At 61.2% G+C, this 13519-nt stretch carries 12 protein-coding genes and 1 pseudogene; 8 read left to right on the top strand and 5 right to left on the bottom strand.

The genetic code is table 11. From position 1 onward, the window contains the following. Positions 1-17: 17 nt before the first annotated feature. Together rhaS and X760_RS55910 are read right to left on the bottom strand one after the other, a co-directional pair. Positions 18-1013 (bottom strand): rhamnose ABC transporter substrate-binding protein, encoded by a 996-nt coding sequence (gene rhaS / locus X760_RS55915; protein ID WP_023719466.1) that lies wholly within the window; start codon positions 1011-1013, stop codon positions 18-20. A gap of 54 nt (positions 1014-1067) precedes the next feature. After that, complete coding sequence (locus X760_RS55910; protein WP_023719465.1) at positions 1068-1877, bottom strand: DeoR/GlpR family DNA-binding transcription regulator; 810 nt, start codon at positions 1875-1877, stop codon at positions 1068-1070. Between the two features lie 188 nt (positions 1878-2065). Between X760_RS55910 and X760_RS55905 the strand changes: the two genes are divergently transcribed. From X760_RS55905 to ggt, 3 genes and pseudogenes are all read left to right on the top strand, one after another. Next, positions 2066-4168 carry a bifunctional rhamnulose-1-phosphate aldolase/short-chain dehydrogenase gene (locus X760_RS55905; protein ID WP_023719464.1) on the top strand — a complete coding sequence of 701 codons (2103 nt, stop codon included), beginning with the start codon at positions 2066-2068 and terminating at the stop codon, positions 4166-4168. 173 nt (positions 4169-4341) lie between these two features. Then, positions 4342-5634, top strand: a complete 1293-nt coding sequence (gene rhaI / locus X760_RS55900; protein WP_023719463.1) for an L-rhamnose catabolism isomerase — start codon at positions 4342-4344, stop codon at positions 5632-5634. A 436-nt stretch (positions 5635-6070) separates the two neighbouring features. After that, positions 6071-7898 (top strand): annotated as a pseudogene (gene ggt, locus X760_RS55895) (gamma-glutamyltransferase). A 68-nt stretch (positions 7899-7966) separates the two neighbouring features. On the opposite strand, the gene X760_RS55890 reads toward ggt, so the two are convergent. From X760_RS55890 to X760_RS55880, 3 genes are all read right to left on the bottom strand, one after another. Next, positions 7967-8230 (bottom strand): hypothetical protein, encoded by a 264-nt coding sequence (locus X760_RS55890; protein ID WP_348633224.1) that lies wholly within the window; start codon positions 8228-8230, stop codon positions 7967-7969. A gap of 257 nt (positions 8231-8487) precedes the next feature. Continuing rightward, positions 8488-8928, bottom strand: coding sequence for a hypothetical protein (locus tag X760_RS55885; protein WP_023719461.1), 441 nt, complete (start codon positions 8926-8928; stop codon positions 8488-8490). Positions 8929-9061: 133 nt separating this feature from the next. Continuing rightward, the gene (locus X760_RS55880) at positions 9062-9361 is read right to left on the bottom strand and encodes a DUF1236 domain-containing protein (RefSeq protein ID WP_023719460.1); all 300 of its coding nucleotides are present in this window, start codon (positions 9359-9361) and stop codon (positions 9062-9064) included. A 424-nt stretch (positions 9362-9785) separates the two neighbouring features. Between X760_RS55880 and X760_RS55875 the strand changes: the two genes are divergently transcribed. The 5 genes from X760_RS55875 to X760_RS55855 all read left to right on the top strand — a co-directional run bounded on the left by X760_RS55875 (position 9786) and on the right by X760_RS55855 (position 13510). Further along, positions 9786-9977, top strand: coding sequence for a DUF3606 domain-containing protein (locus tag X760_RS55875; protein ID WP_023719459.1), 192 nt, complete (start codon positions 9786-9788; stop codon positions 9975-9977). Positions 9978-10081: 104 nt separating this feature from the next. After that, positions 10082-10348 carry a hypothetical protein gene (locus X760_RS55870; RefSeq protein ID WP_023719458.1) on the top strand — a complete coding sequence of 89 codons (267 nt, stop codon included), beginning with the start codon at positions 10082-10084 and terminating at the stop codon, positions 10346-10348. Positions 10349-11044: 696 nt separating this feature from the next. Continuing rightward, a complete protein-coding gene (locus X760_RS55865; protein ID WP_031194161.1) occupies positions 11045-11395 on the top strand; it encodes a hypothetical protein in 351 nt (116 codons plus the stop codon). A gap of 511 nt (positions 11396-11906) precedes the next feature. Next, entirely contained in the window at positions 11907-12578 is a 672-nt protein-coding gene (locus X760_RS55860; RefSeq protein ID WP_023719455.1) for a GntR family transcriptional regulator, read from the top strand. 86 nt (positions 12579-12664) lie between these two features. Then, complete coding sequence (locus X760_RS55855) at positions 12665-13510, top strand: transporter substrate-binding domain-containing protein (protein ID WP_023719454.1); 846 nt, start codon at positions 12665-12667, stop codon at positions 13508-13510. Positions 13511-13519 lie beyond the last annotated feature (9 nt).

Raw genomic sequence — 13519 nt, 5'->3', positions numbered from 1 at the left:
GTTCGAAGGCTCCAGGATCAATAGATCTTGGAGAACTTTTCGATGTTCGACTTGTCGAACTGGAAGGGCGGAGCCATCGCAGCCGAGTTGGTGTCGTCGAGCGTGACCTTGCCGACGCGGCCGATCGACAGCGTAGCACCGGGCTTCGCCTCTTCCTTCTTCACCGCCAGGTCGTGGGCGAGGTAGACGGCCGAATAGCCGAGGTCGATCGGGTTCCACAGCGCAACCGCTTGGCTGGCGCCGTTGTCGATGAACTTCTTGAACTCCGACGGCAGCGCCAGGCCGGTGACGTTGACCTTGCCGATCAGGCCTTCATCGGTCACCACCTGCGCGGCGGCAACGACGCCGACCGTGGTCGGTGCGATGATCGCCTTGAGGTTCGGGTAGGACTTCAGCAAGCCCTTGGCCTCGTCCGTGCTCTTGGCCGAGTCGTCGTCGCCATAGACGGTGGCGACGAGCTTGATCTTGGGGAACTTCTCCGGCAGCACCTTCTTGGCCGCGTCGATCCAGGCGTTCTGGTTGGTCGCGGTGGACGAAGCCGACAGGATGGCGACATCGCCGCCTTCCGGCAGGTAGTCGGCGGCAAGCTTGATGATGGTCTCGCCGATCAGGTTGGTGTCGGAAGGGTTGAGGTGAAGCTGGCGGCCTTCCGGCGCGACGCCTGAATCCCACGAGATGACGGTGATGCCGCGTTCCATCGCCTTCTTCAGCGCCGGAACCAGCGCGTCGGCGTCATTGGCCGAAATGGCGATGGCGTTGACCTTCTGGGCGATCAGCGAATTGACCACTTCGATCTGCGCTTCGGCGGTCGCCTTGGTCGGGCCGGTGTAGATGATCTCGACGTCGCCGAGTTCCTTGGCCGCCTCTTCGGCGCCCTTGTTGGCGGCGTCGAAGAAGCCGTTGCCGAGCGACTTCACCACCAGCGCGATCTTGACGTTTTCGGCATAGGCGGCATTCACGAACATGGCGGCGGAAAACGCCGCCGTAACCATCAGTTTCTTCAGAAAGCTCATCGAATATCCTCCCTTGAGCGTTGCATTCCATCGCCGCTGCGGGCGTGAGTTTTCTCAGGCCTGCAGCGAAGATTCTTCCTTATTGCCTAGCGTTGTGCGGGCGACGATCAGCGTCACGCCGGCGGTCTCCAGCATCTTGGCTTCGCGATCCTCGATGCCGTCGTCGGTGATCACCGTGGCGATGCGCGACAGGCCGCACAGGATCAGGCTCGAGCGCTTGCGGAATTTCGAGGAGTCGACCAGCACCACCAATTCGTCCGCCTGGTCGATAAGCTTCTGCTCGGCCTGGATCAGCAGCGGGTCGCCTTCCATAAGACCCAGCGGCCCCAGTCCCTGCGCGCCCATGAACATGCGGCGCGCGTAGAAATTGCGCGTCACGTCATTGTCGAAGGGCGACAGGATGATGTTCTGCTCGCGGTAGATGGTGCCGCCCGACAGCATCACCGTGTTCTTGGAATGCCTGAGCAGGTGCTCGGCGATCGGAAAGGAATTGGTGAAGATCGGCATGCGGCGGCCGCTCAGGAAATGCACCATCTGGAACGTGGTGGTGCCGCCATTGATGATGATCGGCTCGCCGTCCTTGCAGAGTTCCACGGCCTCTCGTGCGATCGCCCGCTTCTGCGAAGCGTTGATCGTCTCGTTGACGGAAAACGGCCGGCCGGCAAGGCCGATGAACTGCGGAGGCGAGAGCGCCTCGGCGCCGCCGCGCACTCGGCGCAGCCGCTTTTGCACATGCAATGCCGCGATGTCGCGCCGGATCGTCGCCTCCGACGACTCCGTCAGGTCGACCATCTCCTGCACCGTCACCACAGGCTTTTCCTGGACGGCGGACAGAATGATCCTGTGGCGCTCTTTCTCGTGCATGGTTCCTCCCTGCTTGAGCATCTAGGCACCCAAAGCGCGCAGTGTCAATCATTTCCGATCAGATAATTTCATTGTGCAGTGCAATATGATTGATATTGATCGTTTGTGATTGACAAGACAGCCGCTTGCGTAGAAATTCGCACAAAAGGGACCCGCGCCGTTTGCGTGTCCCAAAGGGAGGATTACCTATGCTCGACAAGCGCTCCGGCACGCGCCTCGCCAATCTTTGGGATGACGCAAAAGCGCAAGCGATGAGCGAGCCCGAACGTCTGGTCTATCGCTCGAATGTTCTTGGCTCCGACAAGCGCGTCACCAATTATGGCGGCGGCAACACCTCCTCCAAGATCTGGCAAAACGATCCGCTCACTGGGCAGAGCGTGGAAGTGCTGTGGGTCAAGGGCTCGGGCGGCGACAGCGCCTCGATCAAACTCGACGGCTTCGCCACGCTCTACATGGACAAATTGCGCGCGCTGAAAGGTCTCTATCGTGGCCTCGAACATGAAGACGAGATGGTCGGCTATTTGCCCCACTGCACTTTCAACCTCAACCCGCGCGCGGCCTCGATCGACACACCGCTGCATGCCTTCGTGCCGAAGCCTTATGTCGACCACATGCACCCCGACGCCATCATCGCTATTGCCGCCGCCAAGGATTCGCAGGCGCTGACCAAGGAGATATTCGGCGACACGATCGGCTGGCTGCCATGGAAGCGCCCGGGCTTCGAACTCGGCCTGTGGCTGGAGAAATTCTGCCTCGAGAACCCCGAGGCCAAGGGTGTCGTGCTGGCAAGCCATGGCCTGTTCAGCTGGGGCGACACGCCGAAGGAATGCTACGAGACGACGATTTCGGTGATCAACCAGGCGATCGACTGGTTCGAGCGCAAGAGCCAGGGCAAGCCGATCTTCGGCGGCGAAATCGTCAAATCGCTCGATGCACCGGCGCGTCGCGCTGTGGCTGCAAAACTGATGCCGAGGATCCGCGGCCTGATCTCGGAGAAAAGCCACAAGCTCGGCCATTTCGACGATTCTCCTGCGGTGCTCGAATTCGTCAATTCCAGGGATTTGCGGCCGTTGGCGGCACTCGGCACATCCTGCCCGGACCACTTCCTGCGCACCAAGATCCGGCCGCTGGTCATCGAGTTCGATCCCAGGAATCCCGATGTCGATGCCGTCATTGCCCGTCTTGTCGACGATGTGGCGGAGTATCGCGTCGGCTATCAGGCCTATTATGACCGCTGCAAGCACGCGGATTCGCCACCGGTGCGCGATCCGAACGCCGTGGTCTATCTGATGCCCGGTGTCGGCATGTTCACCTTCGCCGGCGACAAGGCGACGGCGCGTATATCGGGCGAATTCTACGTCAACGCCATCAACGTCATGCGCGGCGCCTCGACGGTGTCGACCTATGTCGGGCTGCCCGACCAGGAAGCCTTCGATATCGAATACTGGCTGCTCGAAGAGGCAAAGCTGCAGCGCCTGCCGAAACCGAAAGCTCTTGCCGGCCAAATCGCGCTGGTCACCGGCGGCGCCGGCGGCATTGGCCGCGCCACCGCCAACCGGCTGCTGCGCGAAGGCGCCTGCGTCGTGCTGGCCGATATCGACGAGGCAGCCCTTGCCAGCGCCAATGACGAGCTTGCCAAGGCCTACGGCAAGGATTTCGTGCGGCCCGTCGTCATCAACGTCACGTCCGAGGATCAGGTGATCTCCGGCTTTGCCGAGACAGCGGTCGAGTTCGGCGGCATCGACATCCTGGTGTCCAACGCTGGCCTGGCCTCCTCGGCGCCGATCGAGGACACCACGCTGGCGCTGTGGAACAAGAACATGGACATCTTGTCGACGGGATATTTCCTGGTTTCGCGGGAGGCGTTCCGGCTGTTTCGGACGCAAAAGATCGGCGGCAACGTCGTCTTCGTCGCCTCTAAGAACGGCCTTGCCGCATCGCCAAACGCCGCCGCCTACTGCACGGCCAAGGCTGCCGAGATCCATCTGGCGCGCTGCCTGGCGCTGGAAGGCGCGGAAGCCCAGATCAGGGTCAATGTCGTCAATCCCGACGCCGTGCTGCGCGGCTCGAAGATCTGGACCGGCGAATGGAAGGAACAGCGCGCCGCCGCTTACAAGATGTCGACCGACGATCTCGAAGAGCATTACCGCTCGCGCTCGATGCTGAAGCGGTCGGTATTCCCCGAGGACATCGCCGAAGCGATCTATTTTTTCGCCTCCGACATGTCGGCAAAATCGACCGGCAACATCATCAACGTCGATGCCGGCAACGCGCAGAGTTTTACGCGATAAGCGACCGTCTTTGAGGATTGCGCTGCCCCTCATCCGCCTGCCGGCACCTTCTCCCCGTAATAGTGACGCCGAGAAGGGAAGCGCTCCAACGCCGGTGATCTCCCCGTTCTTTACGGGGAGAGGGGTAAGGGTGAGGGGCAGCGCCGACCAACGCAAATTGGGAGGAAACCACCATGTCCGAAACCATCATCTCCGCCGACCTCGTCGACAGGCACAATGCCGCGCGCAATGCCGACCTCAAGCGCGACTACGAGTCCCTCGGCGAGCGCCTCGACCGCCGCGGCATCGCCATCGATGCCATCCGCGACAAGGTCGAGAAATTCGCCGTCGCCATCCCGTCCTGGGGCGTCGGCACCGGCGGCACCCGCTTTGCCCGCTTTCCCGGCGCTGGCGAGCCGCGCGACATTTTCGACAAGATCGAGGACTGCGCCGTCATCCGCCAGCTGACGCAGGCGACGCCGACCGTCTCGCTGCATATTCCGTGGGACAAGGCCGATCCGAACCGGCTGAAGCAGGCGGCATCCCGCTTCGGCCTCGGCTTCGACGCCATCAACTCCAATACCTTCTCCGACGCCAGGGACCAAAAACTTTCGTATAAGTTCGGCTCGTTGTCGCATGCCGATGCCGCAACACGCCGGCAGGCGGTCGAGCATAATCTCGAATGCATCGAGATCGGCAGGACGCTGGGCTCGAAAGCGCTGACGGTGTGGATCGGCGACGGCTCGAATTTTCCCGGCCAGGTTAATTTCGCCAAGGCGTTCGAGCGTTATCTCGACGCGATGAAGGAGATTTATGCCGGACTGCCGGACGACTGGAAGCTGTTCACCGAGCACAAGATGTACGAGCCGGCCTTTTATTCGACCGTCGTGCAGGATTGGGGCACCAACTACATCATCGCCAAAGAGCTTGGCGACAAGGCGTTCTGCCTGGTCGACCTCGGCCATCACGCCCCCAACGTCAACATCGAGATGATCGTGTCGCGGCTGATCCAGTTCAAGAAGCTCGGCGGCTTCCATTTCAACGATTCGAAATATGGCGACGACGACCTCGACGCCGGCTCGATCGATCCCTACCGGCTGTTCCTGGTCTTCAACGAACTGGTCGATGCCGAGCTTTCCGGTGCCGAAGGGTTCGATCCGGCCCACATGCTCGACCAGAGCCACAACGTCACCGATCCGATCGAAAGCCTGATGCTGTCGGCGGTTGAAGTGCAGCGCGCCTATGCCCAGGCGCTGCTGGTCGATCGCAAGGCGCTCGAAGGCTTCCAGGACGCCAATGATGCGCTGATGGCAACGCAGACGCTGAAGATAGCCTATCGCACCGATGTCGAGCCGATCCTCGCCATGGCACGACTAAAGACCGGCGGCGCCATCGATCCGGTCGCAGCCTACCGCGCCGCCGGCTACCGGGCGAAGGTCGCAGCCGAACGGCCGGCGGTGGCGAGCGTCGGCGGCGGGATTGTTTGATGTCGGGGTGAAAAATGAAAAACCCGCCAGAGGCGGGTCGCGGTGCGATTCAGCACCATAGATAGATTAGTAGCATAGCTGCCGGCACAAAGCAAGAACAAAGTTGCTCGCCAGCGTTGAATGTTGGCGAAAACCAAAGGCGAAATCCGATCTCCCCCCTTGCGGGGGAGATGTCCGGCAGGACAGAGGGGGGTGGGAAGGATCTCCAACGTCGAACCGTGCAACCTGCAAAATAGCCAGAGGATGTGCCCGCGCATTGCTGGAGAGGTCCGAGGGACAGCACCCCCCTCCGGCCTGCCGGCCATCTCCCCGCAAGGGGGGAGATCGGCAGCTCAGCCGGAGGCGCGAAGCCTCGCCGTATCTTCCGATTATTGTCAGTAGACTCAACCGCGCCAAGCGCGTTTCCTAGGCTCACCCCAAGCCACGGAGAACGGCCATGCACCGCCGAACCCTAATCGCCGTCAGCCTTTCCCTCACCCTGACCTTCTTGCCGTTCCTCGCCTTCGCCGCTTCGCCACAGCCGGCGAAGGGCGAGCACGGCATGGTGGTGACCGCCCAGCATCTTGCGTCTGAAGTCGGCGTCGAGGTGCTGAAGAAGGGCGGCAATGCCGTCGATGCCGCGGTCGCCGTCGGCTATGCGCTGGCCGTGGTCTATCCGACCGCCGGCAATATCGGCGGTGGCGGCTTCATGACCATCCGCTTCAAGGACGGCCGCTCGACCTTCCTCGATTTCCGCGAGCGCGCGCCGCTCGCCGCAACCAAAACCATGTATCTCGACAAGGACGGCAAGCCGGTAAAGGGCGCCAGTCTCGACGGCTATCTGGCCGTCGGCGTGCCGGGTTCGGTCGCCGGCTTCGAGATGGCGCGGGAGAAATACGGCACGCTGACGCGGCAGGACTTGCTGGCGCCGGCCATCCGCTTTGCCAAAGAAGGCTTCGTACTGGAGCAGGGCGATGCGGCCTCGCTCCAGGGCGGTGCGGAGCGGTTGGCGAGGGACCGAGCGGCGGCGGTCGTTTTCCTCAAGCCGGACGGCAAGCCTTACACCGTCGGCGAGCGCCTCGTTCAGCCCGATCTCGCGGCTTCGCTTGCCGCCATTTCCGAACGCGGTGCGGATGCCTTCTACAAAGGCGCGATCGCCGACGCCATCGTCAAGGCGAGCGGCGAGAAGGGCGGCATTCTGGCCAAGGCGGATTTCGAAAACTACGCGGTGCGCGAGCTCAAGCCGGCGACCTGCAATTATCGCGGCTACGAGATCACGTCCTCGCCGCCGCCGAGCTCCGGCGGCGTCATCATCTGCGAGATCCTCAACGTGCTTGAGTTCTACCCGCTGTCCTATCTCGGCGCTGGTTCGGCCGAGACGGTTCACGTCATGGTCGAGGCGATGCGCCACGCCTATGTCGACCGGAATTCGGCGCTCGGCGATCCCGGCTTCGTCGACAATCCGGTGGCAAAACTGCTCGACAAGAATTACGCCAGGGAAATCCGCGAAAAGATCGATCCGTTCCGGGCCGGCGTGTCGCAGGAATTGATGCCGAAGGGCTTTGGCGAGAGCAACGAGACGACGCATTATTCGATCATCGACAATGACGGCAACGCCGTCGCGGTAACCTACACGCTGAACGGCTCTTTCGGCGCCGGCGTCGTCGCCGACGGCACCGGCATCCTGCTCAACAACGAGATGGACGACTTCACCCAGAAACCCGGCGTGCCCAATCTCTACGGCCTCGTCCAGGGCGAGGCGAATGCGATCGCGCCGAAAAAGACGCCGCTGTCGTCGATGAGCCCGACCATCCTCGCCAAAGACGGCAAGCCGTTCATGGTCATCGGCAGCCCTGGCGGTTCACGCATCATCACCATCACGCTGGAGGCGATCGTCAACGTCATCGATCACGGCATGAACATCCAGGAAGCGATCGACNAGACGTGTGCTCTTCCGATCTCGCATCATCACCATCACGCTGGAGGCGATCGTCAACGTCATCGATCACGGCATGAACATCCAGGAAGCGATCGACGCGCCGCGCATCCACCACCAATGGTTACCCGACACGGTCTATATCGAACCCTTCGGCCTGTCGCCGGATACCGAAAAGCTGCTTACCGGCATGGGCTACCGCCTCGATCTCGCCGAGGCGAATTGGGGCCAGGCGGCCGGCATCCTGGTCGGCGGCAAGAGTCTGGCGGAAATCGAGAAGGGCGGCGGCGCCCGCTACAACGGTGCTATCGACAGCCGCGCCGCATCCGGCGAGGCTATCGGGTATTAGACCATGGTCTCAAAAGGCGGAACCGGTTTTCGGATAAGGTCACGGTCAATAGGAAGATTCGCCTTGCTTCAGGTGACCAGCGCGATGGTCGACGCAATCAGCATCAACGCCGCGACGCCGACGAACAGGGCGTAGATGCGCGGCCGATCGAGCAGGAGCGCGTTGCCGGATATCCATGCCGCGGTGGCGCCGCCAAGCGCGAAAAAGAAGGTGCTGCGGCGCCCGAAGCTCAAGCCGGCGGCCATCAGGCCGCCGATGATCAGGGCGCCGAATACGATGATCACGGCTACCGCGTATTTTTCGAAATCGTTGCTGCCGGCGCTCGGGCCGATCGCGTTCAACCTCGACAGATCGTCCGGATCGAACGGGCTGGTCGACCCATATTCGTCTTGACCGACAGGCTCATGCATCATTCGTTCTCCGCAAACCGACAGCAAATCATCAAGCCTCGCCGAGCGCAACCGCTCGCCGAATGTGATCGGCACGGTGTTCAACACTTTCTGGCGGCGGCTTGCCAGAGATTTTTGGGTGCGTGCTTTGATCGCCCTGCTGCTCGGTCTGATCAAAGTGCTTTGCCCGAGCTTAATCTTCAAGCCGCCCTGGCCAAAGACTGCGTCGCCTGAACGGAAGCTCCAAGCACCGCCTGTGCGGTGTCGGCCTGTCTTTCATCGACATGCGCCAGCACCAGGATCACACCTTGTGCGGCATCCGGCTGGCCCGGCTGCTTGCCGATACGGGACAATGTCGCGCCGGCAACGCCGCCCAAGACTGCACCGACGAGGGCCGATGCCAGCCATCCCGCGCCGAGGGGATCGATGCCGGGCATATCAAAGGCGCCGAGGCCGGCCAACAAACCGGCTGCCGCGCCAAGGACGGCACCCGTACCTGGATCGCGCAAGACGGCGCCGATTTCATCATCGTAGGGTCCGATGACGCTGATCTCCTGGCGAGCAATTCCTGCTGCCTGAAGCGTTTCGACGGCACGGGCCGCCTGGTCATGGGAATCGAAAAGTCTGCTGATTGTTCGCATTGAAACTGCCTGTGAGGCCCCCCGGCCCTCGACGGTAAGGCGGGTCCCAGCTGAGCGCCGAGGAACCGCCTGACGCAAACGTCACCCGCCGCTCATTTCCGAGCGACGGGCGACGGCTGCCCGAGTTTTCACGTCACTCGATGACCTTGATGACCTTGCGCGTGCCTGGGTCGACGACAACGGTGCGGTTGTCAATGACGACATAACGATATTTAACGTTCGGGACCTCATGAAGCTCGACGGTGTCGGGGAGCGTCGAGCCGATGTTGAGCTCCACCCCAGGGATTTTCACCGAGGCCAGCGGCTGCTTTTTCACATACTCCCTGATGACGGTTTCCTGCTGCGGTTCGATGACAACGTCTTGCGCCGCAGCGGCGCCGACGCCTGCCAGCAGCAAAAGTCCCGCCGCCGCGGTGGAAAGATGCATTCTCATGGTCGTCTCCTTTGCGAACTCGGTCCGCTCTTCGCGCCAAGGCTCATTCGAACGGAAGCCAGCTGAAAACGTTCCGTCGACGGGGCTTCGGTCCCACCCGGCGGGGACCAATCGACGTGTTGCCGCAGGACCTAAGTCTGATCCTCGCGGGCAAAGGGTAGGTTTGTCGCGAAGCCCGGAACCGCCGCCGCTCAAACTCGTTGCTGGCTGCACGTTCCGGGAGGATTCTTTGGAAAATGTCGACGGTTGCTCGCACCGATCTTGGCTGTTTCCATTCCGATCGAACCTGGCATCTGCGCAGCCCTGTCCCTTCCTGCGCCGATAGGGTTCGCGCGTCATTTTTGTGGCGGGCGAACCCTCAATTGCAGCGTGCTTCTGACCAAAGTTGACCCTGAGGCGAGGAGAAGAGACGAGGAGAAGAGAAATGGCCGATGACAAGAGCAAGCGAGACTTCAGCGACCGCAACCGCGTGTCGGCGGATGAGTATTATGAGGTCGAATATTTCGCGCGGGAAAATGGTGTCTCGCCCAGCCAGGTGAGCAAGCTGATCAAAAGGACCGGTGGCGACCGGATGATCCTCTCGCAAGCGGTGAAAGCATTGCGCGAGCGCAAGTGAGACGGCGGCGGAGCCGGCGGTTGGAAAGGCACTGATCACGATCTGCCGAGAATTCCGGTCAGCTATCGACAACGTGCCCGGATGCCGCTGCTTCGGCCAAGCCAATGCCCCTTTATTTCTTCGATTCCGATGAAGACGAAATCGTCTATTCCGACGATCAGGGAACGTTATGTGACGATTTCCCGCTGGTCAGGAAAGAAGCCCTTCGCAAATTGGGCGAGATGGCCAGGGATGGCCTTCCTCACCGTAGGATCACAGTCAAGGTCCGGAACGACCATGACGGTCTGGTGCTTGAAGTGGCTTTGACCTTTGCCGTCGAAACGCGGCATTTCGACGAACGGATTTTCCAGATCAACATGCGCATGAGTTGACGGCCCGATCGTTGTCGTGCCGACCATGAGATTTCTGGAGCAGCCGGCATCTTCCCCAAGGGAACATTAGAAGTCTCTAATTGTTATCTTAAGCAGCGGGAACCTCCTGGGTTTCTGCTGCAGATCGGGGTGCAACCCGGTCGGCCCGCGCCCTCCGCCAGAGGCGCGGGCTTCGTTTGTTTAGCCGATGCGCAACGCCATGCGGTGGCAGCATATTGGAAACCTGCGGGAGCATAAGTAGCAGAAGTCGCTACCGCGGCGCCCTGGCGCGCAGGCAACGGAGCCCGTCGTCCGACAGGGCGGCGGGCTTTTTGATGCGGGCCGGGTCATCGCGCAACCGGTGGAAATCCAATGCATGTCGCGCAAAAGTGTGAAGCGGTTTTGCGATAACGACATGCATCAAGATGCAGCGCCGGCCAAGCGGAAATCAGGTCCGCCGCAGCCAGATAGTAGCTGCGTTGACGCGGCGGGTAATTGCGTGATCGCGGAAGCCACACCATTGCAGACCACTTGCCACGAGCCCGGCCTGTGCAGCGGCTGACCCGAAGCATTCATTCATTCTGACGATGCACCGGACGCCCGGACGGCGGAAATTGGACGCCGCGTTCGCTCTCGATTCAGCGGCCAGCGGTGTTCCCTGCAGATTTCGGACGAAAGGCCATTTCACCCTTGTTGCGCCTGGATTCTTATCAGATCGTGGCAAGGATTGCTTTTCCCGCCGCGTTTGCCGGCGTTCTGCTGTTTGCCCTTTTGCCGGAGCAGCTCCTGCAGGGTCTTGGCCTGGCTTTCACGTTTGGTCACGACAAGCTCAATCACGCCGCCGCCTTCGTCGTGCTGGCGGCTCTCGGAAGTCTCGGCTGGCCGGAACACAAGGCGAAGCTGATCGTCCTCCTCGTGCTCACGGGCGCGGCGATCGAGGGCCTTCAGGCCGTGCAGCTGATAGGGCGCCACCCGGATCTATTCGACTGGGTGGCCGACTGCGCCGGAATGGCCTTCGGGCTGACAATTGCAGGCTGGACAAAGCGGCTCGCCGGCGGATTGCCATAGCTCGAAAGCGCATAACGGAATCGGCGCGCCCGTGCTGCAATATGGGGAAAATGGCCGGCGTCACTTGGGGGGGCGCGTTGGGGTAAGTTGCCTGACGGACGCCGGCCAGGCGGAAAAATCAGGTCCGCCGCAAAGTAATGTAGCAGCAATGGCAAAGCGCGGCAGTAGCGTGATCGCGGAAGGTCCGCCTTCTCGCCTCCGGTGCGGTGACCCGTTTTGGGTCAATGATTCTGGCACCTGAATTGCACTGTAGGCAATGCCGGGGAACACTCCGGCGATCGTCCCCGAATATGGGGCCTCGCCGCTTCGCAAATGGAGCGGCGGGCCTTTTTGCCGGACGTTGAAAGCGGCCGATCAGCGGCTTAGCTGATGACGGTGTGCTTGCCCCATTTTCCCCCCAAGTGTTTATTCTCACAAGAGAAATTCTAACGCGCACAAGCTTCGGTGCTTGACACAGGTCGCGACAACTGGATAAGTGGATACACAGATACGCTCTGATTGGACCAAGGACATGGCAGCAGACGCAATCGAGCCGCTGGGCATCACGACCGCCGAGGAGGAGGCTTATCGCCACATTCAGCGTGCCTTGAGGATGGGGCGCTACCGCGCCGGGGACCGGCTTATCCCGGAAGAGATCGCGACGGAAATCGGCATGAGCCGCATGCCGGTTCGCGAAGCGTTCCGCCAGCTGGCCGCGGAAGGTCTTGTGGTCATTCGCCCGAACCGTGGCTGCATCGTCGCCGGGCTTACCCTCGATGAGATTTACGAAACCTTTGAAATGCGCTCGGTGCTCGAAGGGTTGGCGGTGAGGCTTGCCATGCCGCACATCGATGTCGAAGTGCTTGAAGAACTGGAACGCCAGCTCGACCGCATGGAGCGCGCCAGCCAGACCGGCAGCAGCGACTGGGTCGTGCGCCATCAGGCCTTCCATTTGCAGATTTGCCAACTGAGCAACCGACCCAAGCTGGTCCGGCAGATTGCCAGCCTGCACGTCGTGATCGAACCCTACCTGCGCATCTGGTTCGACTATGTCGACAAGCCCGCCAGCGCGCGCGCCGAGCACGAGATCCTGATTGAGGTGTTGCGGTCAGGTGATGCCGGCAAGGCAGAGATCGTCATGCGGGATCATATCGTCGAGACAGCGCCCCTTCTGGCCAACTTCGCAAGTCCCGGCCGCCGCTAGAAAACGCCATCTAACTCGTTGAAGCCGGAAGATAATCCGGCACGACGAAAGGGAACTGCCATACCGGCAAAAAAGAGGAGAATGACATGAAAATTAGCCGCATCGCAGCCATTGCGTCGGTCCTGTTCGGCCTGGTCCAGGCCGCCGTCGCACAAGAAACACCAAAGGCAATTACCATTGCCACCGAAGGAGCCTACGCGCCCTGGAATTTCACAACAGCCGACGGCAAACTGGACGGCTTCGAAGTCGATCTCGCCAATGATTTGTGCGGGCGAATGAAGATCGAGTGCAAGATCGTCGCACAGGACTGGGACGGCATGATCCCCGCGCTGACCGTCGGCAAGTTCGACGTGATCATGGCGAGCATGTTCATCACTGAAAAACGTCTGAAGATCATTGACTTTACCCAGCCATATGCGGTGGATCCCTCAGGTTTCGCGGTCGCAAAGGATAGCGAACTGGGCAAGGTCGGCATTTCCAACGAGCGGTTCAAGCTGGAGAATGAAGCCTCTGCGCAGGCGGCAATCGACAAGCTCAAGCCATTGCTGAAGGGAAAGATCATTGGAGTTCAGGCCGCAACGGCGAACCTGGAATTTGTGAAAAAATACTTCTCGGACGTCGCTGAGATTCGCGAATACAAGACCACCGAGCAACACGATCTCGATCTTGCCGCGGGTCGCATCGACGCGCTCTTCGCACAGCAGACAGCGCTGGCCGCCACGCTGGGCAAACCGGAGTTCAGCGACTATACGCTTGCCGGGCCGGGATTTGTCGGGGGGCTCTTCGGTCTTGGCTCCGGTGCCGGTATCCGCAAAGAGGACATCAAGCTGAAAGATATGCTCAACGGGGCCATCGACGCCGCGATCGCCGATGGCACGATCAAAACCCTGTCGCTTAAATGGCTCAAGAGCGACGTCACTCCAGTCAAGTAGGCGCTTGTC

The sequence above is a fragment of the Mesorhizobium sp. LSHC420B00 genome (assembly GCF_000503055.1).
In the GTDB taxonomy this organism is placed as follows: domain Bacteria; phylum Pseudomonadota; class Alphaproteobacteria; order Rhizobiales; family Rhizobiaceae; genus Mesorhizobium.
Note: the sequence above shows the minus strand (reverse complement) of the source record. Positions and strands in the feature narration are given on the sequence as shown.

Excerpts from the sequence above, each read along its gene's own strand:
- X760_RS55855 (WP_023719454.1), top strand. The coding sequence starts at position 12,665 with ATGAAAATTAGCCGCATCGCAGCCATTGCGTCGGTCCTGTTCGGCCTG.
- X760_RS55885 (WP_023719461.1), bottom strand. The coding sequence starts at position 8,928 with ATGCGAACAATCAGCAGACTTTTCGATTCCCATGACCAGGCGGCCCGT.
- X760_RS55870 (WP_023719458.1), top strand. The coding sequence starts at position 10,082 with ATGCCCCTTTATTTCTTCGATTCCGATGAAGACGAAATCGTCTATTCC.
- rhaS (WP_023719466.1), bottom strand. The coding sequence starts at position 1,013 with ATGAGCTTTCTGAAGAAACTGATGGTTACGGCGGCGTTTTCCGCCGCC.
- X760_RS55860 (WP_023719455.1), top strand. The coding sequence starts at position 11,907 with ATGGCAGCAGACGCAATCGAGCCGCTGGGCATCACGACCGCCGAGGAG.
- X760_RS55875 (WP_023719459.1), top strand. The coding sequence starts at position 9,786 with ATGGCCGATGACAAGAGCAAGCGAGACTTCAGCGACCGCAACCGCGTG.
- X760_RS55905 (WP_023719464.1), top strand. The coding sequence starts at position 2,066 with ATGCTCGACAAGCGCTCCGGCACGCGCCTCGCCAATCTTTGGGATGAC.
- rhaI (WP_023719463.1), top strand. The coding sequence starts at position 4,342 with ATGTCCGAAACCATCATCTCCGCCGACCTCGTCGACAGGCACAATGCC.
- X760_RS55910 (WP_023719465.1), bottom strand. The coding sequence starts at position 1,877 with ATGCACGAGAAAGAGCGCCACAGGATCATTCTGTCCGCCGTCCAGGAA.
- X760_RS55880 (WP_023719460.1), bottom strand. The coding sequence starts at position 9,361 with ATGAGAATGCATCTTTCCACCGCGGCGGCGGGACTTTTGCTGCTGGCA.